General features: G+C 67.9%; 29 protein-coding genes and 1 pseudogene. 11 read left to right on the top strand and 19 right to left on the bottom strand.

The genetic code is table 11. The features are described from left to right. Positions 1 to 25: 25 nt before the first annotated feature. From RMO01_RS12845 to RMO01_RS12835, 3 genes are all read right to left on the bottom strand, one after another. Positions 26 to 574, bottom strand: coding sequence for a hypothetical protein (locus RMO01_RS12845; protein WP_309629452.1), 549 nt, complete (start codon positions 572 to 574; stop codon positions 26 to 28). Between the two features lie 11 nt (positions 575 to 585). Beyond that, entirely contained in the window at positions 586 to 1,215 is a 630-nt protein-coding gene (locus RMO01_RS12840) for an isoprenylcysteine carboxylmethyltransferase family protein (RefSeq protein ID WP_309629451.1), read from the bottom strand. 94 nt (positions 1,216 to 1,309) lie between these two features. Then, complete coding sequence (locus RMO01_RS12835) at positions 1,310 to 2,284, bottom strand: M28 family peptidase (protein ID WP_309629450.1); 975 nt, start codon at positions 2,282 to 2,284, stop codon at positions 1,310 to 1,312. Between the two features lie 123 nt (positions 2,285 to 2,407). Between RMO01_RS12835 and ligA the strand changes: the two genes are divergently transcribed. Beyond that, complete coding sequence (gene ligA, locus RMO01_RS12830) at positions 2,408 to 4,723, top strand: NAD-dependent DNA ligase LigA (protein WP_309629449.1); 2,316 nt, start codon at positions 2,408 to 2,410, stop codon at positions 4,721 to 4,723. On the opposite strand, the gene RMO01_RS12825 is transcribed toward ligA, so the two are convergent. The 6 genes from RMO01_RS12825 to RMO01_RS12800 form a co-directional block, all read right to left on the bottom strand. Beyond that, entirely contained in the window at positions 4,720 to 5,709 is a 990-nt protein-coding gene (locus RMO01_RS12825) for an aldo/keto reductase (protein ID WP_309629448.1), read from the bottom strand. The genes ligA and RMO01_RS12825 overlap by 4 nt on opposite strands. A gap of 63 nt (positions 5,710 to 5,772) precedes the next feature. Further along, positions 5,773 to 6,174 (bottom strand): type II toxin-antitoxin system VapC family toxin, encoded by a 402-nt coding sequence (locus tag RMO01_RS12820; RefSeq protein ID WP_309629447.1) that lies wholly within the window; start codon positions 6,172 to 6,174, stop codon positions 5,773 to 5,775. Then, positions 6,171 to 6,428 carry a type II toxin-antitoxin system VapB family antitoxin gene (locus tag RMO01_RS12815; protein ID WP_309629446.1) on the bottom strand — a complete coding sequence of 86 codons (258 nt, stop codon included), beginning with the start codon at positions 6,426 to 6,428 and terminating at the stop codon, positions 6,171 to 6,173. The genes RMO01_RS12820 and RMO01_RS12815 overlap by 4 nt, the downstream gene beginning before the upstream one ends. Before the next feature lie 34 nt (positions 6,429 to 6,462). Next, on the bottom strand, positions 6,463 to 8,274 hold the full coding sequence (locus tag RMO01_RS12810; RefSeq protein WP_309629445.1) for an aminopeptidase P family protein: 1,812 nt from the start codon (positions 8,272 to 8,274) through the stop codon (positions 6,463 to 6,465). A gap of 52 nt (positions 8,275 to 8,326) precedes the next feature. Next, a complete protein-coding gene (locus RMO01_RS12805; protein WP_309629444.1) occupies positions 8,327 to 8,806 on the bottom strand; it encodes a hypothetical protein in 480 nt (159 codons plus the stop codon). 53 nt (positions 8,807 to 8,859) lie between these two features. Then, complete coding sequence (locus RMO01_RS12800) at positions 8,860 to 9,729, bottom strand: 50S ribosomal protein L11 methyltransferase (RefSeq protein ID WP_309629443.1); 870 nt, start codon at positions 9,727 to 9,729, stop codon at positions 8,860 to 8,862. Positions 9,730 to 9,831: 102 nt separating this feature from the next. On the opposite strand from RMO01_RS12800, the gene RMO01_RS12795 reads away from it, so the two are divergent. Continuing rightward, the gene (locus RMO01_RS12795; RefSeq protein ID WP_309629442.1) at positions 9,832 to 10,446 is read left to right on the top strand and encodes a hypothetical protein; all 615 of its coding nucleotides are present in this window, start codon (positions 9,832 to 9,834) and stop codon (positions 10,444 to 10,446) included. Positions 10,447 to 10,520: 74 nt separating this feature from the next. Here RMO01_RS12795 and RMO01_RS12790 read toward each other — a convergent pair whose 3' ends face one another. The 3 genes from RMO01_RS12790 to RMO01_RS12780 all read right to left on the bottom strand — a co-directional run bounded on the left by RMO01_RS12790 (position 10,521) and on the right by RMO01_RS12780 (position 12,298). After that, complete coding sequence (locus RMO01_RS12790) at positions 10,521 to 10,718, bottom strand: DUF3126 family protein (RefSeq protein ID WP_409013079.1); 198 nt, start codon at positions 10,716 to 10,718, stop codon at positions 10,521 to 10,523. 88 nt (positions 10,719 to 10,806) lie between these two features. Beyond that, a complete protein-coding gene (gene cysE / locus RMO01_RS12785) occupies positions 10,807 to 11,628 on the bottom strand; it encodes a serine O-acetyltransferase (protein ID WP_309629441.1) in 822 nt (273 codons plus the stop codon). Between the two features lie 19 nt (positions 11,629 to 11,647). Beyond that, positions 11,648 to 12,298: an NUDIX hydrolase gene (locus tag RMO01_RS12780; RefSeq protein WP_309629440.1), complete on the bottom strand. Its 651-nt coding sequence runs from the start codon at positions 12,296 to 12,298 to the stop codon at positions 11,648 to 11,650. A gap of 46 nt (positions 12,299 to 12,344) precedes the next feature. Here RMO01_RS12780 and RMO01_RS12775 point away from each other — a divergent pair, with 46 nt between their 5' ends. Beyond that, positions 12,345 to 12,953 carry a nitroreductase gene (locus RMO01_RS12775; RefSeq protein ID WP_309629439.1) on the top strand — a complete coding sequence of 203 codons (609 nt, stop codon included), beginning with the start codon at positions 12,345 to 12,347 and terminating at the stop codon, positions 12,951 to 12,953. Here the strand turns inward: RMO01_RS12775 and RMO01_RS12770 are convergent. From RMO01_RS12770 to RMO01_RS12760, 3 genes are all read right to left on the bottom strand, one after another. Next, complete coding sequence (locus RMO01_RS12770) at positions 12,950 to 13,663, bottom strand: methyltransferase domain-containing protein (RefSeq protein WP_309629438.1); 714 nt, start codon at positions 13,661 to 13,663, stop codon at positions 12,950 to 12,952. The two genes, RMO01_RS12775 and RMO01_RS12770, sit on opposite strands and share 4 nt — an antisense overlap. Further along, positions 13,660 to 14,517: a DUF817 domain-containing protein gene (locus RMO01_RS12765; RefSeq protein WP_309629437.1), complete on the bottom strand. Its 858-nt coding sequence runs from the start codon at positions 14,515 to 14,517 to the stop codon at positions 13,660 to 13,662. The genes RMO01_RS12770 and RMO01_RS12765 overlap by 4 nt, the downstream gene beginning before the upstream one ends. A gap of 120 nt (positions 14,518 to 14,637) precedes the next feature. Next, positions 14,638 to 15,009, bottom strand: coding sequence for a hypothetical protein (locus tag RMO01_RS12760; protein WP_309629436.1), 372 nt, complete (start codon positions 15,007 to 15,009; stop codon positions 14,638 to 14,640). Between the two features lie 82 nt (positions 15,010 to 15,091). Between RMO01_RS12760 and RMO01_RS12755 the strand changes: the two genes are divergently transcribed. The 3 genes from RMO01_RS12755 to RMO01_RS12745 are packed head-to-tail and all read left to right on the top strand — an operon-like array spanning position 15,092 to position 16,968. Further along, positions 15,092 to 15,298: a helix-turn-helix domain-containing protein gene (locus RMO01_RS12755; protein ID WP_309629435.1), complete on the top strand. Its 207-nt coding sequence runs from the start codon at positions 15,092 to 15,094 to the stop codon at positions 15,296 to 15,298. Between the two features lie 18 nt (positions 15,299 to 15,316). After that, complete coding sequence (locus RMO01_RS12750) at positions 15,317 to 15,844, top strand: Clp protease N-terminal domain-containing protein (RefSeq protein ID WP_309629434.1); 528 nt, start codon at positions 15,317 to 15,319, stop codon at positions 15,842 to 15,844. Next, a complete protein-coding gene (locus RMO01_RS12745; protein ID WP_309629433.1) occupies positions 15,841 to 16,968 on the top strand; it encodes a serine hydrolase domain-containing protein in 1,128 nt (375 codons plus the stop codon). The genes RMO01_RS12750 and RMO01_RS12745 overlap by 4 nt, the downstream gene beginning before the upstream one ends. Positions 16,969 to 16,981: 13 nt before the next feature. Here RMO01_RS12745 and RMO01_RS12740 read toward each other — a convergent pair. Then, positions 16,982 to 17,116, bottom strand: a pseudogene (locus tag RMO01_RS12740) (NADPH-dependent 7-cyano-7-deazaguanine reductase QueF); the annotation flags it as partial. An 18-nt stretch (positions 17,117 to 17,134) separates the two neighbouring features. Beyond that, complete coding sequence (locus tag RMO01_RS12735; protein WP_309629432.1) at positions 17,135 to 17,908, bottom strand: LytTR family DNA-binding domain-containing protein; 774 nt, start codon at positions 17,906 to 17,908, stop codon at positions 17,135 to 17,137. Between the two features lie 144 nt (positions 17,909 to 18,052). Between RMO01_RS12735 and RMO01_RS12730 the strand changes: the two genes are divergently transcribed. Continuing rightward, positions 18,053 to 19,042, top strand: a complete 990-nt coding sequence (locus tag RMO01_RS12730) for a dienelactone hydrolase (RefSeq protein ID WP_309629431.1) — start codon at positions 18,053 to 18,055, stop codon at positions 19,040 to 19,042. 35 nt (positions 19,043 to 19,077) lie between these two features. Here the strand turns inward: RMO01_RS12730 and queF are convergent, their stop codons facing one another. Further along, positions 19,078 to 19,539, bottom strand: a complete 462-nt coding sequence (gene queF, locus RMO01_RS12725; RefSeq protein ID WP_309629430.1) for a preQ(1) synthase — start codon at positions 19,537 to 19,539, stop codon at positions 19,078 to 19,080. A 206-nt stretch (positions 19,540 to 19,745) separates the two neighbouring features. Here queF and RMO01_RS12720 point away from each other — a divergent pair, with 206 nt between their 5' ends. The 4 genes from RMO01_RS12720 to RMO01_RS12705 all read left to right on the top strand — a co-directional run bounded on the left by RMO01_RS12720 (position 19,746) and on the right by RMO01_RS12705 (position 22,669). After that, positions 19,746 to 20,678, top strand: coding sequence for a nitronate monooxygenase (locus RMO01_RS12720; protein ID WP_309629429.1), 933 nt, complete (start codon positions 19,746 to 19,748; stop codon positions 20,676 to 20,678). Positions 20,679 to 20,689: 11 nt separating this feature from the next. Continuing rightward, positions 20,690 to 21,412, top strand: a complete 723-nt coding sequence (locus RMO01_RS12715) for a TorF family putative porin (RefSeq protein ID WP_309629428.1) — start codon at positions 20,690 to 20,692, stop codon at positions 21,410 to 21,412. A 106-nt stretch (positions 21,413 to 21,518) separates the two neighbouring features. Next, the gene (locus tag RMO01_RS12710) at positions 21,519 to 22,094 is read left to right on the top strand and encodes a fasciclin domain-containing protein (RefSeq protein ID WP_309629427.1); all 576 of its coding nucleotides are present in this window, start codon (positions 21,519 to 21,521) and stop codon (positions 22,092 to 22,094) included. A gap of 149 nt (positions 22,095 to 22,243) precedes the next feature. Further along, positions 22,244 to 22,669, top strand: a complete 426-nt coding sequence (locus RMO01_RS12705; protein WP_309629426.1) for a fasciclin domain-containing protein — start codon at positions 22,244 to 22,246, stop codon at positions 22,667 to 22,669. A gap of 51 nt (positions 22,670 to 22,720) precedes the next feature. Here the strand turns inward: RMO01_RS12705 and RMO01_RS12700 are convergent. After that, positions 22,721 to 22,983, bottom strand: a 263-nt coding sequence (locus RMO01_RS12700; RefSeq protein WP_309629425.1) for a PLP-dependent transferase, incomplete at its 5' end; no start/stop codon positions are given.

Genomic DNA, 22,983 nt, shown 5'->3' with positions numbered 1-22,983 from the left:
TCGCGGGCCGCCTTTTTCGTATCCGTCAATCGCCGCCGTACCAGCCCAGCTTCACGCCCGTGAAGCTCTGCTCGCCGATCCGGATGGTCGCGGTGATCGCCGGCTCTTCCGACCCGCCCAGATTACGTCGCGCGGTCGCCAGCGTCCCGGCGTTCAACTGGCCGTCGAAGTTGATGCGGTCGCCGTTTGAACTGGTCCCCGTCATGCGGATACGGCCGTCGCTGACCGAATAGCTCTCGGGCAGGACCCGCTCGGTCGTTTCGCCGGGAACCAGAAACTCCAGCATCACCGGGGCGAAGGTCGCGGACCGCTTGCCCTCCTCCCAGTCGACGAACTCCTGCGCCTGACCGACGAACAGATGCATCAGGGAATAGTCCCCCGGGCCGACCTGGGCCTCGCCGACCTGGTAGTAGCCGGACAGATCTTCGCTCTGGATGTGGGCGAAGGCGCCGCCGCTGGCGGGGGCGGTCACGGGCGTCTGCGCGCCTGGCTCGGCCGGCTTCGACGGCGCATTGAACAGATCGCAGCCGGCCAGGGTCAGTCCCACGGCGGTCAGCAGGATGATCGTGCGCATGGCGTCTCTCCTCAGGGCAGGCGCAACAGGACCGGCAGCCAGCCGGCGGCCTGGGCCATGTCAACGCTTTCGAAGACCGGAATGGCCAGCAGAAAGACGAGCCCGTCGCGAATCGTCGTCAGGAAAAAGCGCGGCTTGATGCTGAGGTCCTCCTCGTCGCGCCATTTCGAGAAGTCGGGGCCACAGCGGGGCGTGCGCGCCATATAGGCTTTGTAGGTGTCGCCGAACTCAGCGGTCAGCCACGCTTCCTCCTTCTCGATCGTGAAGTGGAAGACGACAACGGCGATCAGTACGAACAGGCAGGCGATGACCATGCTGCCGGTCTGGGCGCCGACCCCGAAGGCTCCGGCGTAGCTGAACAGATAAAGGGGGTTTCTGCTCAGCGAATACGGTCCGGTGGAAACCACCTCCTGCTTCTTGCGCCCGCCGATATAGAGCGAACACCAGGCGCGTCCGACGATGCTCAGGACGATCGCGCCAAGCCCCGCGGCCTCCACCGCCTCATGGGTCGGACCGTCGCCCCACCAGGTGGCGGTGAACATGGCCAACACCACCACCGCCAGTAGAGACAGGCCGATGGCCCATTTCCGGATCTTCTGGATACGCTGAAGATCGAACGCGTCGGTAGTCACCGTCGTCATAGCCGCTTCCAAGCCCCCTCGGTTATCCGAAGACCGAAGCGCCGATACGCGGCCAGGCGCAACACCTATCTTTGCAAGTGAAAATCGCCTGCGATCAACGGTCCAGACCCTGATCCAGCGCCCGGAACGCCAGGTAGGACAGCTCCACCGCGCTCTGGAATACCGACGGCGTGATCCGCTCGAAATCGTCCGACGGCCGATGATAGTCGGGGTGGTAGTTCACGCCCAGATACAGGAACGGCACCTGGGCGTTGTAGAAGGCGCCCTGGTCCGAGGCCTCGACCCAGTTGTCCGCCCCCGTGTCCTGCGGCGTGTCCTTGCCGAAGGCCAGCGCCACCGCGCCGTTCGCCGGGATCCCCTCCAGAAGCGGCCGGAACGTCGGGTGCTGATAGGTTCCCGTGACCCACAGCTTTCCGTCCGTCTCGGCGCGGGCGATCATGTCGAAGTTCAGGTTCATGGCGATCGACGACAGTGGGACCGGCGGCGCCTGGACGAAATGCTTGGCTCCTATCAGGCCCCGCTCCTCCCCGTCGAAGCCCACGAAGATCACGCTGTGCTCCGGCCTGGCGACCTGCAGCCGCCCGGCGATCTCCAGCATGGTGGCGACGCCCGAGGCGTTGTCGTCGGCGCCGTTGTAGATCTGGCCGCCGTTCGAGCCGACGTGATCATAGTGGGCGGTGATGACGATGTAGCGATCCGGCGCCCGCGTGCCCTCGATCAGGCCGAGGATGTTGACACCGTTGAAGGTCTTCGGCCCCTCGCGCGTCCGGCCCTGGGCCTCGAACGGCTGCAACCGGCCCATCGGCGGGGCGGCGACGCCCAGCGCCTCGAGACGCGACACGATATAGGCCCGCGCCCGCTCGCCGCCCGGCGCGCCGGTATCGCGTCCCTCCATGTCGTCCGCCGACAGGATGCGCACATCGGCCATCAGCTGGTCGTAGGAGATCGGCGTCGCGGCGACGTCCGCGGACGCCTCGGTCGTCGGCTGCGTCTCGGTCATGCCGGCACAGCCGGACAGGATCAGCACCGCGACGGACGACAGCGCCACGGCGCGAAGGGAACGGAACATGCAGAATCCTCCAGGACTTCGCTCCACGAATAGCCTTCCGTCCGCCTCGCGCGCGATTAAATTCGTGTCATCAACAACGCCCGCCCGGCTGGTCGCGACCGCGCCCGGTGCTAAACCGACGCCATGTCCGAACCGACTGTCGAATCCCTGACCGAAGCCGAAGCCGGGGCCGAACTGGCCCGGCTCGCCGCCGAGATGGCGCGCCACGACGCCCTCTACGCCGAGGCCGCGCCCGAGATCTCCGACGCCGACTATGACGCCCTGCGCCTGCGCAATCTGGCCATCGAGGCCCGCTTCCCCGCCCTGATTCGTGAGGATTCGCCGTCCCGGAAGGTCGGCGCGCCGGTCACCAGCCAGTTCGCCGAGGTGCGGCACGGCGTGCCGATGCTGTCGCTCGACAACGCCTTCGACGACGGCGACGTGACCGATTTCGTGGCCCGCATCCGGCGCTTCCTGAACCTGCCGGCTGACGAGGTGATCGCCTTCGTCGCCGAACCCAAGATCGACGGGCTTTCGGCCAACCTGCGCTACGAGAACGGATTTCTGGTCCAGGGCGCGACGCGCGGCGACGGCCGGGCGGGCGAGGACATCACCGCCAACCTGAAGACCATCGCCGACATCCCTCACCGCCTGAAGGGCTCCGGTTGGCCCGCCCTGATCGAGGTGCGCGGCGAGGTCTATGCCCCCAACGACGCCTTCGCCGCCTTCAACGCGGCCGCCGAGGCCGAGGGCCGCCGCACCTACGCCAACCCCCGCAACTTCGCCGCCGGATCGCTGCGCCAGATCGACCCGACCGTCACCGCCGGTCGTCCTCTCAGCTTCTTCGCCTATGCCTGGGGCGAGACCTCCGCGCCGTTCGCGGAGACCCAGGCCGACGCCCTCAAGGCCTTCGAGAGCTGGGGCTTCCCGGTCAATCCGCGTTCGACCCGCGTCAAGGGCGCCCACGGCCTGATTGAGGTCTATCGCGGGCTGGAGACCGATCGCGCGGGCCTCGGCTATGACATCGACGGCGTGGTCTACAAGGTCGACCGGCTTGACTGGCAGAGCCGCCTCGGCTTCGTTTCGCGCAGCCCCCGCTGGGCCATCGCCCACAAATTCCCCGCGCAGCAGGCGACGACGGTGCTCGAAGGCATCGACATCCAGGTCGGCCGCACCGGCTCCCTGACCCCCGTCGCCCGCCTCGCACCCGTGACCGTCGGTGGCGTGGTCGTCCGCAACGCCACCCTGCACAACGAGGACGAGATCGCACGCAAGGACGTCCGCATCGGCGACACCGTTGTCCTGCAACGCGCCGGCGACGTGATCCCCCAGATCGTCTCGGTCGTCGCCGACAAACGCCCCGCCGACGCCGTCCCCTACGTCTTCCCGACCCACTGCCCGGTCTGCGGCTCGGAGGCCGTGCGACCCGAGGGCGAGGTGCGCCGTCGCTGCACCGGCGGCCTGGTCTGCGCCGCCCAGCTGGTCGAACGTCTCAAACACTTCGTCTCGCGCCGCGCCTTCGATATCGAGGGGCTGGGCGAGAAGCAGTTGATCGCCTTCCATGAGCGCGGCTGGATCCACGAACCCGCAGACATCTTCCGCCTGGCCCGTGACGCGGAGAAGCTGGACGCCTTGCGCGCCGAGGACGGTTACGGCGAGTTGAGCGTGAAGAACCTCGTCGCCGGCATCGACGCCCGCCGCACAATCGCGCTCGAACGCCTTCTGTTCGGCCTCGGCATCCGTGACATCGGCGACCAGACTTCGCTGCTTCTCGCCCGCCATTTCGGCGACTGGCAGAGCTTCCATGCCGCGGCGCTCGAGGCCGCGTCCGGCATCCCCTCGCCTGAGTGGACCCGACTGGCCGAGGGCCATGGCGTCTCTCCGCGGACCCTGTCGGTCATGGCGGCCGCCGAACTGTCGCGCGCCGATCCCTGGGCCGAGGCGCCGCTAGACCAGAAACTGGCCCTCGCCTTCCCCGGTGTCGCCGCCCCGGCCCGCCGGGCGCTGGCCGAACTCACCACGGACTGGGCCAGCATCGTCGAACTGGCCCGCATCGCCCGGGAAGAAGGCCCGTCGATGACGCTCGGGGAGATCGCATCCATCGCCGGCGTCGGCCCCGTCGCCGCCCGCGCCGTCGCCGAGTTCTTCCACGAGCCCCACAATCGCGAGGTCGTCGCCGCCCTCGTCGAACAATTGACGACCATCGAGGACGCCGAACGCCCCAAGGCGGACACCCCGGTCGCCGGCAAGACTGTCGTCTTCACCGGCTCGCTCGAGCGCTTCACCCGCGACGAGGCCAAGGCCCGCGCCGAGAGCCTCGGCGCCAAGGTGTCGGGATCGGTGTCGAAGAAGACCGACTACCTCGTCGCCGGCCCCGGCGCCGGCTCCAAACTGGTCGAGGCCCAGAAACACGGAGTCGCCGTCCTCACCGAGGACGAGTGGCTGGCGTTGATCGGTTAGCGATTCAGCGCGCTCCGGGCGGCTTCCGCATAGCGGTGCCCCGAAGCCGCATCCTTCGGGAAGACCGCCTCGATCGCCTCGATGTCCTCGGCGGTCAGGGTGATGTCCGCGGCCGCCGCGTTCTGCTCCAGCGTCGCGATCCGGCGCGTGCCGGGGATCGGGACCAGATGGTCGCCCTGGGCCAGCACCCAGGCGAGGGCCAGTTGCGCCGCCGTCACGCCCCGGTCGTGGGCAATGCCCTTGACGGCCTCGACGAGGTTCAGGTTCTTCTGGAAGTTCTCGCCCTGGAAGCGCGGATTGGACAGGCGGAAATCGCCCGGCTCCAAGTCGCCGATCGACCTGATGTCGCCCGACAGGAAGCCGCGCCCCAAGGGGCTGTAGGGCACGAAGCCGATGCCCAGTTCGCGCACGGTCAACAGGATCTCGTCCTCCGGCTCGCGGCTCCACAGGGAGTACTCGGTCTGCAGCGCCGTGATCGGGTGGGTCGCATGGGCCCGGCGGATCGTCTCCGGCGCGGCCTCGGACAGGCCGAGGAAGCGGACCTTGCCCTCGGTCACCAGCTCGGCCATCGCCCCGACCGTCTCCTCGATCGGCGTGTCCGCATCGACGCGGTGCAGGTAGTAGAGATCGACGTGGTCCATCCCCAGCCGTGTCAGGCTGCCCTCGATGGCGCGACGCACATTGGCCGGCGACCCGTCGACCTTCAGGGCGGTGCGGTCGGCGTTGTAGCCGATGCCGAACTTGGTCGCGACGAAGGCCTTGTCGCGACGGTCGGCCAGCGCCTTGCCGACCTGGATCTCGTTGGTGTGGGGGCCGTACATCTCGGCCGTGTCGAAGAAGGTGACGCCCAGCTCCAGCGCCCGATGGATCACCCCCGTCGCCTGGGTCTCGTCCGACGGCGTGCCGTAGAAGGACGCCATCCCCATACACCCCAGGCCGATGGCCGAAACTTCGGGACCGTTCGGTCCGAGACGACGGGTCTTCATGGGGCGATCTCCTGAGGCTGGGCTGAGACCCGAACGTCGGCGCCGCCCGGTCGATCCGCAAGGTCAGACCGCCGAAACGACATCCGTCTGTGCGAAGTCTTCGCCCTTGAACAGCAAGGGCTCACCGGTCTGTTTGGCGAGGGCATAGGCGAAGCAGTCGCCGAAGTTCAGCTTCGCCGGATGAAAGCGACGACCATAGCTTCGGTTGGCCAGTCGGGCTTTCGCCGCCAGTTCGGCGTCCACCGGAACGACCACCAGTCCAAGCGCCCCAAAAAGCGCATCGACCGATTTGGACAATTCATCGTCCTTCCGGCCATCGATCACCAGCATCAGCTCGAACAGATTGGCGGCGGTGATCGCCGCGCGTTCGCCCTTGCGTCTTGCTTCAGTCAGCCTTCCGACGAAGACGTCCGCTTCCGGCTCGCCTTGCAGGATGGCGACGAGCGCGGACGTGTCTACGATCAAACCGGCGCACCGGTTTCAGGATCGTACAGGTCGGCCGTCGGGTCCGTCTCCTTTATGAATGACTCGGACAACCGAGGCCGGATTTCAGCCAGCAGTTCCTGGATCCGCTCCAGGTCCAATTCTCCAGGCACAGGCTTCAGACGGTCCCGCCGTTCCTCCAGCGAGTGGATCACGGCGTCCGTCAGGCTTTCACCCGTGGCCTGGGCCACTTCGACAGCCAGTTCGTGCGCGCGAGGGTTCTTGATGTTCAGCATGGTAGAACTGTTTCTACCATATCTGCTCATCCCCTCAAAGCGGTGCGCACTGGGCTTCGAGCCAGGCCTTTGCGTCGCCTTCAAGCAACGGCCCGACCTTGGCCCACGTCTCGGCGTGATAGGCGTCGACATAGGCCCGCTCATCGGCGGTCAGCAGGGCCACGTCGATCAGCTTGCGATCCAGCGGCGCGAAGGTCAGTTGCTCGAAGCCGTGCATCGGCCGCTCGCCGCCGGGGATGGGCTCGGGCGCGGTGACGACCTGCAGGGTCTCGATGCGGATGCCCCAGTGGCCTTCGCGATAGTAGCCGGGCTCGTTGGACAGGATCATGCCGGTCAGCAGGGGTTGGGCGTTCACCGCCTTGGCGATCCGTTGCGGGCCCTCGTGCACGCCAAGGTAGGAGCCGACACCGTGGCCCGTGCCATGGTCGTAGTCGAAGCCCGCCATCCACATCGGCGCCCGCGCCAGGGCGTCCAGCTGGTGCCCGCTGGTCCCGACGGGGAAGCGGATCACGGCCATGGCGATGTGGGCCTTGAGCACCAGGGTGAACATGCGGCGCTGGTCGGTCGAGGGTTCGCCGATGGCCATGGTCCGGGTCACGTCGGTGGTGCCGTCCAGATACTGTCCGCCGCCGTCGACGAGCAGCAGCGAGCCCGGCTCCATCTTTCGCAGGGTGCGCGTGACGGGCTTGTAGTGCGGCAGGGCCGCGTTCGGTCCGACCCCGGCGATGGTGTCGAAGCTGAGGTCCTTCAACGCCCCGGTCTCCTCACGAAACCGCTCCAGCGCCTCGACCACGCCGCGCTCGTCGGGCAGCTCGACCTGGGCCACCGTGTCGACCCAGTGCAGGAACCGCGCGAGCGCCGCGCCGTCTCGGATGTGGGCCTGACGACTGCCCTCGATCTCGACCGGGTTCTTGGCCGCGCGCGGCAGGGCGCAGGGATCCATGCCGCGAACCACGGTCGCCCCGACCAGGTCCAGCCGGTCAAAATACCAGGCCGAGGACTGGGCCGGATCGATCAGGACCTTGAACCCCTTCATCCCTTCCAGAGCCTGCCCCAGGTCGTCCGGGATCATCAGGGTGACGTCGTCGCCCAGCCAGCCGGGCAGTTCGTTGGTCACCTTGGCCGGATCGAGGAACAGCATCGCCGTTCCGTTCGCCGCAAGAATGGCCTGGGCCAGAGGCAGGGGCGAACGGATCACGTCCCCGCCGCGCACATTGAACAGCCAGGCGATCGACGAAGGCGCGGTCAGGACGACGGCGTCGGCGCCGGCGGCCGCGACGGCCTCGCCGATCCGCTTGCGCTTCGACGCGCTCGTTTCGCCCGCAAAACGGTCCTCGTGAGGCACGACCGGCGCCTGCGGCTGGGCCGGGCGCGCCTCGGCCCAGGCCGCGTCCACCGGGTTGCTGTCGACAGGATTCAGGCTGGCCCCGGCCTTGGCCGCTGCGCGCTTCAGGGTCGTCAGCGCATCCGGGCTATGCAGCCTCGGATCGTAGCCGATGACGGCCCCGCTCGGCGCGCGCTCGAGATAGGCGGGCACCCCGCCCTCGACGAGGTCGAGGATCTCGAACTGGGCGGGATCGACCTGGGCCCGGACCTGAACGGTATAGCGACCGTCGGCGAAGACGGCGGCCTTGTCCTTCATCACAACGCCTGCGCCCGCCGAGCCGGTAAAACCGGTCAGCCAGGCCAGACGGTCATTGGCGGCGGGCAGATATTCGTTTTGATGTTCGTCCTCGTGCGGAACGAGGAATCCGTCCAGCCCCTGTTTCGCCATGGCTGCGCGAACGAGCGGAAGGTGTTTCGCCCCGAAGGACGGCGAGGTGGTTTCGTCGAAGGACTGGCGCATGCCGCACGCATAGCGCCCCCTCCCGCTTTTGGGGAAGGGGCGATGCGCCGGATCAGTTTTGCGGCGTCGTGCTCGTGATCGTCGCCGAACCCGAGGTCGGGGCGGGCTGTGCGGCCGGGACGGTGATGATCACCGGGGCCGGCTGGGTGGCGGCGCGGGCGATGTCGGACCGCGCCTGACTGGTCGCGCGAGCCGCTTCCGCCTGGGCGCGGGCGGCATCCATCCGGGCGATATCGACGCTTTGCTGGGCGCCCGCGATCTGACCTTGAACCACGGCCTGATCGGCTTGGGCCTGAGCGGCCGCTGCATCCGCCTGGGCCTGAGCGAGAAGGACATCAGTGTCCTCATCGCGGCCCCCGGAAGCCAGTATCCACAGCACGGCGACGAGGACTGCAGCAGCCAGGCCGCCTGCAATCCACCAGCCGGTGCTCGACTCGCGGCGCACGACGACGGTCTCGGTGTAGACGGGTTCGGTCACCACGATGCGCTCGATCTTGGCGTTGGGGTCGATGTTCGGATCGTACTGGCTCACGGGAAATCCCTCCATTGATCCAGCACAACGGCGCCGCTTGCGGACGGTTCCGCTTACGCCATCCGCCTCAGCACCAGAGCGCTCCACGCATCCCGATGGATCCGCCGCTCCAGCTTGAAACCCCGCGACAGATAGGCCGCCGACACCCGCCGTTCCTGCGTCCGCAGCAGACCCGACAGGATGGCGACCCCGCCGATACGCAGGCTCATCTTGATATCCTGCGACAGGGCGACCAGCGGCGGCGCCAGGATGTTGGCGAACACCAGATCATAGGGCGCCCCGGCCCGCACCTTCATGTCGTTCAGGCCCGAGGCGTGCACGAACCTGGCCTTGGCCTGGTTCAGCCTGGCGTTCTCGTTGGCGATCCGCACCGAGGGCGCGTCGATGTCGGTGCCGACCGCGAGGGCCGCCCCGGTCCGCGCCGCCGCGATGGCCAGCACGCCGGTGCCGCAGCCGACGTCCAGAACCTTCTCGAACCGTTCCCGCTTCAGCAGTTCGTCATAAGCCACCAGACAGCCGACGGTCGTCCCGTGGTGCCCGGTCCCGAAGGCCGCGCCCGCGTCGATCTTCAGGTTCACCGCGTTCGGCGGCACCCGTCCCTGATCGTGGGCGCCGTAGACGAAGAACCGCCCCGCGCGCACCGGCGGCAGGCCCGACAGAGACATGGCCAGCCAGTCCGCGTCGGCCAGAGGCTCGACCTTCACCGTCACGCCCGGATGTTCGGCCAGACGGGCGGTCAGGGCCTCGACCTCTTCCTCGGACGTCGGGAAGGCGTCGATGCGCCAGATGTCGCGATCCTCGTCTTCCTCGAGAATTGAATAGGTCGCGCCCTCCAGCAGGACATCGGAATCAATGGCTTCGGCGGCGGCTTCGGCGGCGGCGCGAGAGCCGCGCGCGATTATCTGGACGGGGTTGTGGGACATTTATTCAAACACCGGTATCATTGCGAATCGATACTATTTGAGTTTGCGGCCGTGCTCTCCCGCATCGGTCGCGATCGTTCCAACCGAGGGGTCGGGGAATACATGGCCAAGTCACCGTCTACAGCGTCGCCTAAAGCGTCCGCCGCTTCCAAGCCCAAACCAGCCGCGAAGTCGACTGCGAAAACGGCGACGCCTGCGGCCGCCAAGCCCGCCGCCGCCGCCAAACCCGCCGCCGTGAAGCCGGCTCCGGCCCCCAAGACCGCGGCGAAGCCGGCCGCCAAGCCGGCTCCGAAGACCGCTGCAAAGCCCGCCGCAAAGGCCCCCGTCGCGAAGGCTCCCGCCGTCAAGGCTGCTGCTCCCAAGACCACGGTGAAGGCCGCCGCACCCAAGACCACCGCCAAGCCCGCCGCCACAAAGGCTCCGGTCAAGGCCGCCGCGAAGACGCCGGCCGCCAAGCCCGCTGCCCCCAAGGCCGCAGCGAAGCCGGCGGCGAAGGCTGCTCCGGCCGCCAAGCCTGCTGTCACCGCCGCCCCGGCCGCCAAGCCTGCTGTCGCTCCGGCTCCCGCGCCGAAGCCGGCCGTGACGGCTGCGCCCGCTCCCGCCGCCAAGCCCGCCGTGGCTCCGGCCGCCGCCGCTCCGGCCGCCAAGCCGGCCGCGCCTGCCCCGAAGAAGGGTTTCTTCGACAAGCTGGCCGACGCGATCTTCGGCAAGCGCTGAAACCAGCGGCCTGATACGACAAACGCCGGGCGGTTCGCACCGCCCGGCGTTTTCGTGTCTGGTATGCGGATGGATCAGTCGGCGGGCAGGTCTTCCGCCAGGATCGCCATCTCGAACATGAAGCTGCCGTCCTCGTCCTCGTCGTCGAAGACCACGCCGATGAACTCGTCGCCGACATAGACCTCGGCAGAGTCGTTCACCTTGGCGCGGGCCTTCACGATGATGCCGCCGGTGTTGAAGGTGCGCTTCAGGTGCGTCTCGATACGCTTCATGTCTGCTTCGTTCACGGCGGGCCTCGGTGGTCTGGATTGAAGGCGCGGACCCTAGAGAACCGGTCCCGCCAAGGAAAGCCCGTCAGGCCTAGATCACGAAATCATAGACGACGTCGGCCAGCGTATGGTCCATCGTCCGGGCGGGCGTCGCCTCGGTCGGACAGTTGACCAGTCGCGCAGGCACGCCCGCGACGGTGCAACCCGGAGGCACCGGCTTCAGCACCACCGAGCCCGACGCCACCTTGGCGTAGTCGCCGACCGTGATGTTCCCCAGCACCTTGGCGCCCGCGCCCAGCAGCACGCCCTTGCCGATCTTCGGATGCCGGTCGCCGCGCTCGGCCCCGGTTCCGCCCAGGGTCACATTGTGCAGCATCGACACCTCGTCGCCGACCACCGCCGTCTCGCCGATGACGATACCGGTGCCGTGGTCGAGGAACAGGCCCGAGCCCAGTTTCGCGCCCGGGTGGATGTCGATCTGGAACAGTTCGGAGATCCGGCTCTGGAAGTGGAAGGCAAGGGTCTCGCGTCCCTGCGTCCACAGCCAGTGGGCCACGCGCGACGCCTGCAGCGCCTGGAAGCCCTTGAAGTAGAGGAACGGCTGCAACAGGGTCTTGATCGCCGGATCACGCTCGGCCACCGCCTGAAGGTCGGCCTCGGCCGCCGCGACGATGGTCGGGTCCGACCAGTAGGCGAAGGCGCAGACCTCGCGCACGCTCATGGGCGCCAGTTCGGCGTCGCCGATCTTCCTCGCGATCTGGAAGCTCAGCGCATTCGCCAGGTCGATATGCGACAGGATGGTCGCGTTCATCAGCGACCCCAGATGCGGCTCGCTGCGCGCGGCGTCCTCAGCCGAGGCGCGCAACTGGGTCCAGACGCTGTCCTGCGAGGCGACGACTTCAAGCTTGGGCATCAACGGCTCCATTCGTCCATCATACTCGCGTCAGCATGGCATGCGCCAGCCAGCCCGGGATCAGGGACGCCCGGGCCATGTGGTAGGCCCTGAGGGCTGTAACCACCGTAAAGGTGTCGCGCACCGCGCCCCGGTCGATCTCGCGCATCAGGGTCATGAAGGGCACGCGCGCCAGTTCGATCACCTCGGTGGGGTCCGGCGCCTTTTCCACCTCCGACAGGTCCCAGGCCAGCCAGGCGATGGCCCGCTCGTCGGTGATGGAATTCGACATCTCCATCCGCAGCACCTCGCGCCAGGATTTCGCCGCCAGTCCGGCCTCCTCGGCCAGTTCGCGTTTGACACCGTCCAGCGGGTCCTCGTCGAACGGCGCACCGCCCTCGGGCATCTCCCAGGAATAGTTGGCCAGGGCGAACCGCGCCTGTCCGACGAGGGTCACGGTCCCGTCCGCATGAATGGGCAGGACCCCGACCGACAGGTTCTTCGGTCGCATGACGACATAGGTCGCCTCGGCTCCCGTCGGCGCCGTCGCCGGATGCGACGTCAGCCTCATCCACGGGTTCTCGAACACCGTCGCATCGCTGTCGCTCGTCCACGCCGGCCGCGTGGGCGGATCGCCGTCCCACGAAGGCACAGGTCGGTCGGCGTCGAAGTCGTCGCGGGAGTCGCTCATCCGGCGCATATGGCGCCGCAGGTGTCTAACGCCTAGCTAGACGGCCATGACCCTGCCTCCTCCCGTCGATCTCGGCGCGCCCCTCCCCTGGCCCACCGCGTCGACCGAAATGCTGGTCCGGCTGGCCACCCGCCGCTCGGCGCCGGCCCAGGACTTGACGGCGCCCGGCCCCGACGCGGCGCAGATCGCCGACATCCTGACCCTCGCCGCCCGATCGCCGGACCACGGCAAGCTGTTCCCGTGGCGGTTCGTCGTCATGGGCCCGGTCAGCCGCGCGGAGATCGCCAAGACGCTCGGCGCCTTGGCCGTCGACAAGGGTCTGCCACCCAAGGCCCGGGCCGTCCTCGCCAAGCTGACCGCCGCCCCGACCACCGTGCTGGTGATTTCGACCGCCGCCCCGGGCTCCAAACCGGTCTGGGAACAGGAGCTCAGCGCCGGCGCCGTCTGCATGAACCTTGAGCACGCCGCCTCCGCCTTCGGCTTCGCCTCCAGCTGGATCACCGACTGGTACAGCTATGACGCGGACGCCCTGCCCCTGTTCGGCGTCCGGGAAGGCGAGCGGGTCGCCGGCTTCATCCACCTCGGCACGGCGGCCGAGCCGCTGCTGGAACGGGATAGACCGAACGTCGCGGCCCTGACGACCACCCTGCCCTAGGTCTTCGACCACTCCATCATCATGAACCACGGCGCGCGGTCATAGTGGGCCTGTCGCGCCGGATCACCGCCATGGGCGCGCGGCTCGGCGAAATGGGTCAGGGTCAGCCCCTGCTCCAGCAACAGCGTCATGTAGGTGCTAAGCGGCCGGTGCCAGTTCTGGATGCGGATGCCCTTCCAGGCGATCCAGCCGACCGTCTCCTCCAGATAATGGTCCATCGCATGGGCGCGCCGCCCGTCGGGCAGCGTCAGCCAACCCAGATCGTTGGCGTCGGCGGCGGAGTTGTAGCCTGCCAGATTGGCGATCAGCAGACGTCCCCCCGGCGCCAGGACGCGCGCCATCTCCGCGATCGCGGCCCCCGCGTCGGGAATGTCGATCAGCGACAGATAGCTGACCACCAGATCGAACGCCCCGTCCTCGAACCCCAGCGCCTCGGCCGCTTCGACGCGATACTCGCTGTCGGGATCCAGCGATCGGGCGTGATCAATCAGGGCCTCGGTGGGATCGATACCGACCACGGCGATGCCCTCGGCCTTCAGCATCCGGCAGAACCGCCCCTCGCCACAGCCGACGTCCAGCGCGCGGGCATAAGGCCTCAGCCGGACCCGCTCCAGCATCGGTGAATCCATGACCCAGCGCCGCCCGAAGTCGCCTTCCTCGCCTTGCGACGCGATCCAGGCCTCGGCCGAAACGTCCCACCCGTCGCTCATCGCGGTTCCTCCTCCGGCCGGTGGACCAGCGACACCATCACCACCGAAATGATCATCAACAGGAACCAGCTGCCCAGCTTGGCCAGCGAGACCATCTCCCACCCCGCCTCCTGCCCCGGATAGGCCCAGGCCCGCCCGAGCGTTCCCAGGTTCTCGGCGAACCAGATGAACAGGGCGACGAGGAAATAGCCGAGCAGCAAAGGCATTTTCAGACGCATCCTGTCCGCGGTGAACCAGAACCATCCTCGCCCGAACAGGAGGGCCGTCGCCACGAACAATGCGAGCCGGATGTCCGGCAGCCAGTGATGGGCGAAGAAGTTGACGTAGATCGCCGCCGCCAGGACCCAGGTCGTCCACAGCGGCGGGTAACCATTGACGCGGATGTGGAAGATCCGCTGCACCCGCGCGATATAGGACCCCACCGCCGCATACATGAAGCCCGAGAACAGCGGCACGGCCCCGATCCGCAGCACACTGTCCTCCGGATAGATCCATGACCCGTGCGCCGTCTTGAACAGTTCCATGATCGTCCCCGCGACATGGAACAGCAGGATCACGCGCGCCTCTGCCCAACTCTCCAGCTTCAGCGCCAGCATCGCCGCCTGGATCACCACCGCCCCGACAACCAGGAAGTCGTAGCGCGACACCGGGCTGTCGTCGGGCCACAGCAGGAAGGTCGCGAGGATCAACCCCAGCATCGCCCCGCCGAACAGACAGGCGTAGGCCTGCTTCAGCCCGAACCACAGGAACTCCAGCAGACCCCGTCGCCACGGCGACGGCTCGGCCCAGGCGTCCGCCGCCGCCAGCGCGCGACGACCCCAGGTTTCCAGCGGCAGACGAGACGGACCGATCATGCCCCCAACCTAGGCGCCCTCGGCCCATCCTGCATGTGCAATTCCTGAGCTCTCCCCGAAATCGAAGCTTCTGCCATGGCGTGACCTGAGCGACCGCTGGTCTATGCGGCAGCCGGTCGCTCAGGGCTGCGAGTTGAACAGCGCGAGCAGCGCACAGGCCAGCATCGCCAGCGAAACCGGCCCCCAGATCAGCCGCTCCCGTTTCGACGGCGACGCCCAGTTCGCGACGGTGGTCAGACCCGTAACACCAAGCGCCAGCCAACCCGCGAACCGGGGCCAATGGGGCCAACTTCCGGCGGCGGAAAGAATGCCGAGCGCCATGAAGACGAGGATCGGGATCGAAACTGCGGAGAGCAGTCTTGCTCCAGGCGACAGCACGCCCTCCTGACGCCCGCCCTGGGTCAGGTCGCCCCATGGCGCCCCGGCGATCAAGGCCAGCTGGAACAGACACAGAAGCAAACACAGCCCTGAAAACGTCCATGACGCGATCATCGTAGTCCCTCCGGCGGCCCCCCCGGGGCGCACTTCGTCAACCTTTGTTGACAGGCCCGCCATTGTCAACCAATGTTGACAGATGCTTGAGTTCGCCAATCTCCCCAACGCCACTGAACCCGCCGATGCCCTTGCGGCCGTCGTGGCCTTGCGACGGGTGGCCGACACGCTCGAACGACGGGCGGTCGCGCATGCCTTGGGCGACGGATGGACCTGGGCGCAGATCGCCGAAGCGCTCGGCGTCTCCCGGCAGGCGGCGCACAAGCGTCTCGCTCCGCTGGTTTCCTGAACGCGTCGGGAGAAGATCGTGCTGGCCGCAATAAAACGACGCCTGAAGGATATGGGCGTCCTGAAGCAACTGCTCCTGACGGCCGAGGCGTTCGCCCGCGCCGAAGGCGTGGCAGAGCCCGGGTCGGAACATCTGGTGATGGCCGCCCTGACGCTTGCGGACGAGACGGCGCCGCGAGCGTTTCGTCGGGTCGATGCGGACCCGTCCCAGTTCGCCGCCGCCGTAAGGCAACAGTACGCCGACGCCCTGAGGCGGATCGGGGTGGCGATCGTTGGAAGCCTGATGACACCGGACGGGTTGCCTGAACCCGGCGAGAATCCCGGCCTGTTCAGGAGCCAGCCATCGGCCCGGACGTTGATCAGAAGTCTTGCGAAGGACAGGCCTTTCGGAGCTTCGAAGCCGCTGCTGGGGGCGGACGTCGTGCTGGCCGCCTTGTCCAGCGACATCGGCGCCGTAGCGCGCGCCCTGGCGGTGATGGGTGTTCAGCCCGGCGATCTGGCGGACGCCTGTCGACTCGAGGCCGGCCTCTATGGGAGCGCCCGATGACCGGCGGCGCGTTTCACTTGCGGCGGCTGTTCTTGTCGCTGCCGCTGCTGGCGACAGCCTGCGCCCCCGGTCGCGGAGCCGAAGCCGAAGCCGACGGCGTCGATCTGGAGCAGGCGATCGATCGCGAGGCCGGGAAGATGGTCGACCAAGGCGTCTCGGACGCCTTTGTGATCGGCGTCGTCAAACAGGGGCGGACCTGGACGCGCAGCTACGGAGATCGTCCGTTGAACGGCGCCGCGCGTCCGGACGGCGATTCCGTGTTTCAGATCGGCTCCCTGACCAAGATCTTCACTGTCGCGACCATGCTCGACCTGGTCCGTGAGGGTCTCGTTTCGCTGGCCGATGATCTGACCCGGGTTCTCGGCGACCGGGTTCGATTGTCGCGGGCCGCCGGGGCGATCACCCTGCGCCAGCTGGCGTCGCACACCTCGGGTCTGCCGCCTGTTCCCCCTTCGCTGATGATGCTGCCGCGCGATGACGCCGATCCCTACAGCCGGCTCACGCGCGGGGACGTCTACGGCTATCTGGCGACCGCCGACGGCATCAGGCGGCCGGGACGCGTCGAATACTCCAACTACGGCATGGGCCTGCTGGGGCATGTGCTGGAAGACCGGACCGGGGCGTCGCTGGAGCAACTGATGTCGACGAGCATCTTCGCTCCCCTGTCGATGTCCTCGACCTTCATGACGCCGCTCCAGGCTTCGGCGAGGTCCGTGGTTCCGGGCGCATCCGAGGTGGGAGATCCGGCTCCGGTCTGGCGGTTCGGCGCCCTTGGAGGGGCAGGCGCCCTGTGCTCGACCGCCAACGACATGTCGGCCTTCATCCAGGCTGTTCTGACCGCAGACGGCGCTCCGGGACCGGTTTTGGCAGCGATGCACCGCGAGCGCGGGCCGAACGACGCAAGGCTGGGATGGATGGCGCCCTCCCCGGTTGATCGAGTCGCCGGAAACCGGACGATCGTCTGGCACAACGGTCGTGTGGGCGGCTACGCCTCATATCTTTCGATCGACGTCGCACAGCGGACAGGGGTCGTCATCCTGTCTGCCAGGTCGGCCGAGGTCACGATGGCGGGGGTCATGCTCTCCCGGGCGGTCCGGGAACACAACTGGCGCGAGGCCCGATAGACGACGGAGCTCGGCCCCGCCCGCGATAGGTCGGCACGCCCTGGTCGGGCAGCCACAGCCCCTCGGGCGGGGCGCCAGTCTGCCAGAAGACGTCGATCGGGATGCCGCCGCGGGGGTACCACTAGCCGCCGATGCGCAGCCATTTCGGGCTCAGGGGATGTCAGCATCAGCGAGCCGCTGCGTCGGTCAGCCAGCCCTCCTGGCGCAACACGCCGACCCGCGCGCGGGAAACGGGCGCTTCCAGACCGCCGGCCAGCCGCAGCCGCATCTTGCGACCATCCTCGACCACACCCGTGATGGCAGCTCGCGCCACCCACCAGGAGCGGTGGGTCTGGACGCCCTCCACCTGTTTCAGACCGGCCATGGCCTGGGACAGGGACATCAGGACAAGGGCCGATCCCTCCGACGTGTGCACCCGGACATAGTGATCCTCCATCTGGAGGCACAGCACGTCCCGGCCCAGTCGGGGCGGCAGGCGATCACGCGGATCCGCGGACAGGGGGTTCGGTCCGGCCGGCGACAGCTGGCGCGGTCGGCTGATCCACATGATGCCGACGGTCACCAGGGCGCTGATCACCAGACACTGGCCGTACCATTCCAGACCACCGACCTGACCGACGATCGGCCACATCCTGACCGCCAGCATCCGGCTCAGCACGGCGGGGACGACGGCCAGCACTGCCACCGCAGGCGGCGCCCACAGCCAGACGGAGACACCCCGGGCTTGCGCCCATTGTGTCAGGATCGGCAGGCTGACGCCGAACGCCAGCCATCCGGACCACAGACAGACCACCCAGTAAGCAAGGCGTACCGGGAGGCTGCCGTTTAGATAGCTGCCGAAGGGACCGATCGCCCCCAGGGTCAGGCCGAGGACGGTCGAGATCGCAAACCCGGTCGCAACCGGGCCCCACCCCCTGTCCTTCACTGGTTCAGATTCCATCACCCCACCCTAGCAAGCGTTGCGGGCAACGACAGCCATTCGCCCGCCAACGAACCCGTTCGCCCGTTCGCCCATCTCCGCTGGCAGGGCGAGGCAGGACCCCGTCACAGGAGCGTATCGCTCTCTCACCGAAAGTCCTGACCGATGTCCTCCGCCTTCCTGATCGGCACTGCCTGCCTTCTGCTGACCGCCTGCGGCGGCCTCCCCTCACCGGCGGCGTCGGAGGCCGGATTGCTGTCTGTCGCTACCCTGCCGCAGACACGCCCGTCGACGCCGGACAGCGTCGAATGGTCCCGCCTGACCGTGGCCGATGGCGACCAGCCATCCATTGAGGCCGGCGTCTGGTGGCCCGCCGTGCCGTCTTCGACGCCTCGTCCGCTGATCGTCATCTCGCACGGCAACGGCGGTGACTTTCGCAGTCACCGGGATACGGCCGAGGCCCTCGCCGGGGCCGGGTTCATCGTCGCGACCCTGACCCATACGGGCGACAACTGGCGCGATCAGAGCAGGGCTACGGACGTCGTCGACCGCGCCCGCCAGCTTTCGGTCCTGATCGACTACATGCTGGGCCAATGGGACGGCAGGGCCGGGATCGACGCCGCCCGGATCGGCGCGTTCGGTTTCTCGGCGGGCGGGTTCACCGTACTGGCGGCGGGGGGCGGCAATCCCGACCTGACACGGCTGGTCGATCACTGCCGGGCCAATCCGGCCTTCTTTGACTGTCGCCTGATCGGCCAGCATCCGGAGACCCTGCAGCAGAGGACGCAGGGCTCGCCCCTGCTGCCGCATGATGCGCGCATCAAGGCCCTGGTCGTCGCCGCCCCGGCTTTGGGATTCACCTTCACCCGACAAGGGCTGGCCGATGTGACCCAGCCGGTCCAGCTGTGGCAGGCCGGGGCCGACCAGATCCTGCCGTCGCCCTTCTATGCCGAGCCCGTGCGCGACGCCCTGCCCAATCCGCCGGAGTACCAGCCCGTCGACGGAGCCGGCCATTTCGACTTCCTGCCGCCCTGCTCGCCCGAACTGGCCGCCAATGCCCCGATGATCTGCGCGCCGACGCCGGGCTTCGATCGCGCCGCGTTTCACGAGGCCTTCAACCGCGAGATCATCCGCTTCTTCAGGGCCGGGCTCTGATCCCGCGGGCCGTGAGCGGCGACGCGCCCCGGCGGCTACCCCCGCCCGCGATAGGTCGGCACGCCCTGGTCGGGCAACCACAGGCCTTCGGGCGGGGCGCCCGTCTGCCAGAAGACATCGATCGGGATGCCGCCGCGCGGGTACCAGTAGCCGCCGATGCGCAGCCATTTCGGGGCCAGCAGGTCGGCGATCCGCTTGCCGATGGCCACGGTGCAGTCCTCGTGGAAGGCGCCGTGGTTGCGGAAGGCGGTCAGGTACATCTTCAGCGACTTGGATTCGACCAGCCAGTCGCCCGGCGCATAGTCGATGACGATATGGGCGAAGTCCGGCTGGCCGGTGACCGGGCACAGTGAGGTGAACTCCGGCGCCGTGAACCGGGCCAGATACAGGGTGTCGGCGTGCGGATTGGGCACCCGCTCAAGCACCGCCTCATCGGGCGATGTGGGCTGGACGATATGCTGGCCGAGTTGGGACAGGCCTGAAGTGTCGGTGGTCATCGGCTGCCCATACACAATCCTCCCCCATCGGGGGAGGGGGACCGCGAAGCGGTGGAGGGGGACGTCCCCCGGATGCCCCGCTCGCGGCGAGCCCCTCCGTCACGGCGCGAAGCGGCGCTGCGCCACTCCCCCGGCGGGGAGGAACACATTGCCTTCCCCCGCGACACCCGGTTAAGCGTAGCCAAACAAGACGCACAGGAAACGCCATGGCCATCCCCGCCTCCCTCCAGAAGGGTCTCAAGCTGCCGGTCATCGAGGCGCCGATGTTCCTGGTCTCCGGGCCGGACCTCGTCGTCGAGTGCTGCAACGCCGGCGTCATCGGCACCTTCCCGTCGCTGAACGCCCGCACCACCGAGGGCTATGGGGAGTGGCTGGTCGAGATCAAATCCCGCCTGAACCCCGACGCCGCCGCCTACGGCGTCAACCACATCGTCCACCCGACCAACCCGCGCCTGATGGCCGACATGATGGTCTCGGTGGAGCATCAGGTGCCGCTGATCATCACCTCACTCGGCGCCGTGCGCGACGTGGTCGACGCGGTCCACGGCTATGGCGGCGTCGTCTTCCACGACATCGCCAACGTCCGCCACGCCAGAAAGGCCGCCGAGTCCGGCGTCGACGGCCTGATCCTGGTCGCCAACGGCGCGGGCGGCCACGCCGGAATCATCAACCCCTTCGCCCTGGTCAACGAGGTGCGCGAGTTCTTCGAGGGAACCATCATCCTGTCGGGCTGCCTGTCGAACGGCCAGGACGTCGCCGCCGCCCTGATGCTGGGCGCCGACTTCGCCTACATGGGCACACGCTTCATCAACACGACCGAGGCCATGGCTCCCGACGCCTACAAGGAGATGATCATCGAGAGCGGGGCCACGGACATCGTCCACACCGCCGCTGTCTCCGGCATCCCGGCCAACTTCATGACGAAGTCGCTGCAGGCCAACGGCATCGACCCGAAAGTCCTGCCCGATCACAAGCTCGACATGGGCGACGAGGCCAAGGCCTGGAAGACCGTCTGGTCCGCCGGCCAGGGCGCGGGCACCATCGACGACGTCGTCCCGGCGGCGGAACTGGTCCAGCGCCTCCGCGACGAATATGCGCAGGCCACGGATCAATTCGCAAAAAAGGTCGGCGTCGCCTAGACGATGGCCGAATGATCCGACAATTCCGCAGCGGGGGCGCCCTCCCCGCCCTCGCTGTTCTGCTCATCCCGACCGTCGTCGTCGCCCAGGACCGCGACAACGCCCGCTACAGCGGCGACACCCCGGGCCATTTCTCGTTCGAACTGGGCGCCGGCACGGACAATCGCTCCAAGGGCGCGTCCAAGAGCGGCAACGACCCCTATGTCTTCGGCGAGGTGCAGTGGAACGCCTCGAACGGCTTCTACGCCGACCTGGAGTTCGAGACGATCGACTCCTCCGGGTCCGACCTCGAGACCGAGGTCGAGGCCGGCTGGCAGTATTCCGCCTTCGGTCTGGAGTTCGACACCTCGGCCTCGCACAAGTGGCGGCTGGGCGCCGTCGCCGGCCACGACGATGCGGCCTGGGAATACCAGTTCGACGTCATCAAGGATTTCGGCGACATCGACACCCGGTTCCGCGTCGAGCATTCGCCGGACGGTCTGGGCTCGACCGAAGCCTGGACCTGGGTCGAGGGGCGGGTCCGCTTTCCCCTCGCCGACCGCCTGAAGGCCAGCGCCACCCTCGGCCGCCGCGAACAGGACAACGGCCCCGACTATACCGGCTGGAATGCCGGCGTCGCCTACACGGTGACCGACACGACCTCGGTCGACCTGCGCTGGCACGGCACCGACATCGAAGAAGAGGGCGAGCAGTACGAAAACGCCCTGGTCGCCTCGGTGCTGGTCGCGTTCTAGATTTCTGGCGCTTCGCGGGGGTGCGACAGCCTGTCCAGCATCCGTCGAGCCAAGCCCGACGTCTCTTGCATCGGTCGCCTCGATGCGACCCCCTCAGGAGACACCCATGAAGCTCACCATCCTCGCCGGCGCCGTCTCGGCCGCCGCCCTGCTCGCCGCCGCTCCCGCCTTCGCCGACCACCACGGCGGTGGCCACGGCCGGACCGTCATGGTTGGCGGCGCCGCCATGTACGCCAACAAGACCATCGTCGAGAACGCCGTCGCCTCGCCGATTCACACCACCCTGGTGGCTGCCGTGACCGCCGCCGGCCTGGTCGAGACCCTGTCGGGTTCCGGCCCCTTCACCGTCTTTGCGCCGACGGATGAGGCCTTCGCCGCCCTGCCCGCCGGCACGGTCGAGACCCTGGTACAGCCGGCCAACAAGGCGACCCTGACGAAGATCCTGACCTATCACGTCGTCGCCGGTCGCGTGGCCGCCGCCGACGTCATCGCCCTGATCGAGGCCGGCGGTGGCTCGGCCGCCATCACCACCGTCTCGGGCGACACCCTGACCGCCTCGCTGCGCGACGGAAAGGTCATCCTGACCGACGAGAACGGCGGCGTCGCCACCGTGACCCAGGCCGACGTGTTCCAGTCGAACGGCGTGATCCACGTCACCGACGCCGTCTCGTTGCCGAACTAGTGTACGTGTGCGGAGGTATTGTAATCATACCTCCGCACATCACATCTATACATCATGTCGACAGTGTCGCATGGTCACTTGGCCGCATGTCTATTGCGCTCGATGAATAATCGCTCACTTCCTGATCTCTACCAAACAGGAACGTAAAAATGACCACCGAAACCCACGACATCGTCGACACTGCCGTCGCCGCCGGCTCGTTCACGACCCTCGTCGCCGCCGTCACGGCCGCCGGCCTGGTTGAGACCCTGAAGGGCGCAGGCCCCTTCACCGTCTTCGCCCCGTCCGACGACGCCTTCGCCAAACTGCCGGCCGGTACGGTCGAGGACCTGGTCAAGCCCGAGAACAAGGACAAGCTGACGGCCATCCTGACGCTTCACGTCCTGTCCGGCGCCGTCCACGCCGCCGACATCGCCGGCAAGACCCTCAGCCCCGCCTCGGTCAACGGTGAAGCCCTGACCGTCGACGGCGCCGACGGCGTCACCGTCAACGGCGCCAAGGTCGTCTCGGCCGACATCGCCTGCACCAATGGCGTGATCCACGTGATCGACGCCGTGCTTCTTCCCAAGGGCTAAAGTCTGCCTGCATAACCAGAGGGCGGCCCTTGCAGGCCGCCCTCTGACGTTTCAGGCCAGCGCCTGTTCCAGGTCGGCGATCAGGTCGTCGAGGTCCTCGACCCCCACCGACAGGCGGATCAGGTTCTCGGTCACCCCGCCAGCCTCGCGCACCTCCCTGGGCACCGATGCGTGGGTCATGATGGCCGGGTGGTTGACCAAGCTTTCCACGCCGCCGAGCGACTCCGCCAGGGTGAAGACCTGAACCCGCTCAAGCACCTGTTTCGTCCTCGCCAGATCGCCGTCGATGATGACCGTGACCATGCCGCCGTAGC

Source organism: Brevundimonas sp., assembly GCF_031412435.1.
Taxonomy (GTDB): Bacteria; Pseudomonadota; Alphaproteobacteria; order Caulobacterales; family Caulobacteraceae; genus Brevundimonas.
Note: the sequence above shows the minus strand (reverse complement) of the source record. Positions and strands in the feature narration are given on the sequence as shown.

Bases quoted from the DNA above. Each gene is read 5' to 3' on its own strand.
- RMO01_RS12730 (WP_309629431.1), top strand. From the start codon at position 18,053: ATGTCCTCCGCCTTCCTGATCGGCACTGCCTGCCTTCTGCTGACCGCC.
- ligA (WP_309629449.1), top strand. From the start codon at position 2,408: ATGTCCGAACCGACTGTCGAATCCCTGACCGAAGCCGAAGCCGGGGCC.
- RMO01_RS12810 (WP_309629445.1), bottom strand. From the start codon at position 8,274: ATGCGCCAGTCCTTCGACGAAACCACCTCGCCGTCCTTCGGGGCGAAA.
- RMO01_RS12735 (WP_309629432.1), bottom strand. From the start codon at position 17,908: ATGGAATCTGAACCAGTGAAGGACAGGGGGTGGGGCCCGGTTGCGACC.
- RMO01_RS12770 (WP_309629438.1), bottom strand. From the start codon at position 13,663: ATGAGCGACGGGTGGGACGTTTCGGCCGAGGCCTGGATCGCGTCGCAA.
- RMO01_RS12840 (WP_309629451.1), bottom strand. From the start codon at position 1,215: ATGACGACGGTGACTACCGACGCGTTCGATCTTCAGCGTATCCAGAAG.
- cysE (WP_309629441.1), bottom strand. From the start codon at position 11,628: ATGCCCAAGCTTGAAGTCGTCGCCTCGCAGGACAGCGTCTGGACCCAG.
- RMO01_RS12710 (WP_309629427.1), top strand. From the start codon at position 21,519: ATGAAGCTCACCATCCTCGCCGGCGCCGTCTCGGCCGCCGCCCTGCTC.
- RMO01_RS12795 (WP_309629442.1), top strand. From the start codon at position 9,832: ATGGCCAAGTCACCGTCTACAGCGTCGCCTAAAGCGTCCGCCGCTTCC.
- RMO01_RS12780 (WP_309629440.1), bottom strand. From the start codon at position 12,298: ATGAGCGACTCCCGCGACGACTTCGACGCCGACCGACCTGTGCCTTCG.
- RMO01_RS12845 (WP_309629452.1), bottom strand. From the start codon at position 574: ATGCGCACGATCATCCTGCTGACCGCCGTGGGACTGACCCTGGCCGGC.
- RMO01_RS12755 (WP_309629435.1), top strand. From the start codon at position 15,092: ATGCTTGAGTTCGCCAATCTCCCCAACGCCACTGAACCCGCCGATGCC.
- RMO01_RS12720 (WP_309629429.1), top strand. From the start codon at position 19,746: ATGGCCATCCCCGCCTCCCTCCAGAAGGGTCTCAAGCTGCCGGTCATC.
- RMO01_RS12715 (WP_309629428.1), top strand. From the start codon at position 20,690: ATGATCCGACAATTCCGCAGCGGGGGCGCCCTCCCCGCCCTCGCTGTT.
- RMO01_RS12765 (WP_309629437.1), bottom strand. From the start codon at position 14,517: ATGATCGGTCCGTCTCGTCTGCCGCTGGAAACCTGGGGTCGTCGCGCG.
- RMO01_RS12760 (WP_309629436.1), bottom strand. From the start codon at position 15,009: ATGATCGCGTCATGGACGTTTTCAGGGCTGTGTTTGCTTCTGTGTCTG.
- RMO01_RS12815 (WP_309629446.1), bottom strand. From the start codon at position 6,428: ATGCTGAACATCAAGAACCCTCGCGCGCACGAACTGGCTGTCGAAGTG.
- queF (WP_309629430.1), bottom strand. From the start codon at position 19,539: ATGACCACCGACACTTCAGGCCTGTCCCAACTCGGCCAGCATATCGTC.
- RMO01_RS12790 (WP_409013079.1), bottom strand. From the start codon at position 10,718: ATGAAGCGTATCGAGACGCACCTGAAGCGCACCTTCAACACCGGCGGC.
- RMO01_RS12705 (WP_309629426.1), top strand. From the start codon at position 22,244: ATGACCACCGAAACCCACGACATCGTCGACACTGCCGTCGCCGCCGGC.
- RMO01_RS12800 (WP_309629443.1), bottom strand. From the start codon at position 9,729: ATGTCCCACAACCCCGTCCAGATAATCGCGCGCGGCTCTCGCGCCGCC.
- RMO01_RS12775 (WP_309629439.1), top strand. From the start codon at position 12,345: ATGACCCTGCCTCCTCCCGTCGATCTCGGCGCGCCCCTCCCCTGGCCC.
- RMO01_RS12835 (WP_309629450.1), bottom strand. From the start codon at position 2,284: ATGTTCCGTTCCCTTCGCGCCGTGGCGCTGTCGTCCGTCGCGGTGCTG.
- RMO01_RS12745 (WP_309629433.1), top strand. From the start codon at position 15,841: ATGACCGGCGGCGCGTTTCACTTGCGGCGGCTGTTCTTGTCGCTGCCG.
- RMO01_RS12825 (WP_309629448.1), bottom strand. From the start codon at position 5,709: ATGAAGACCCGTCGTCTCGGACCGAACGGTCCCGAAGTTTCGGCCATC.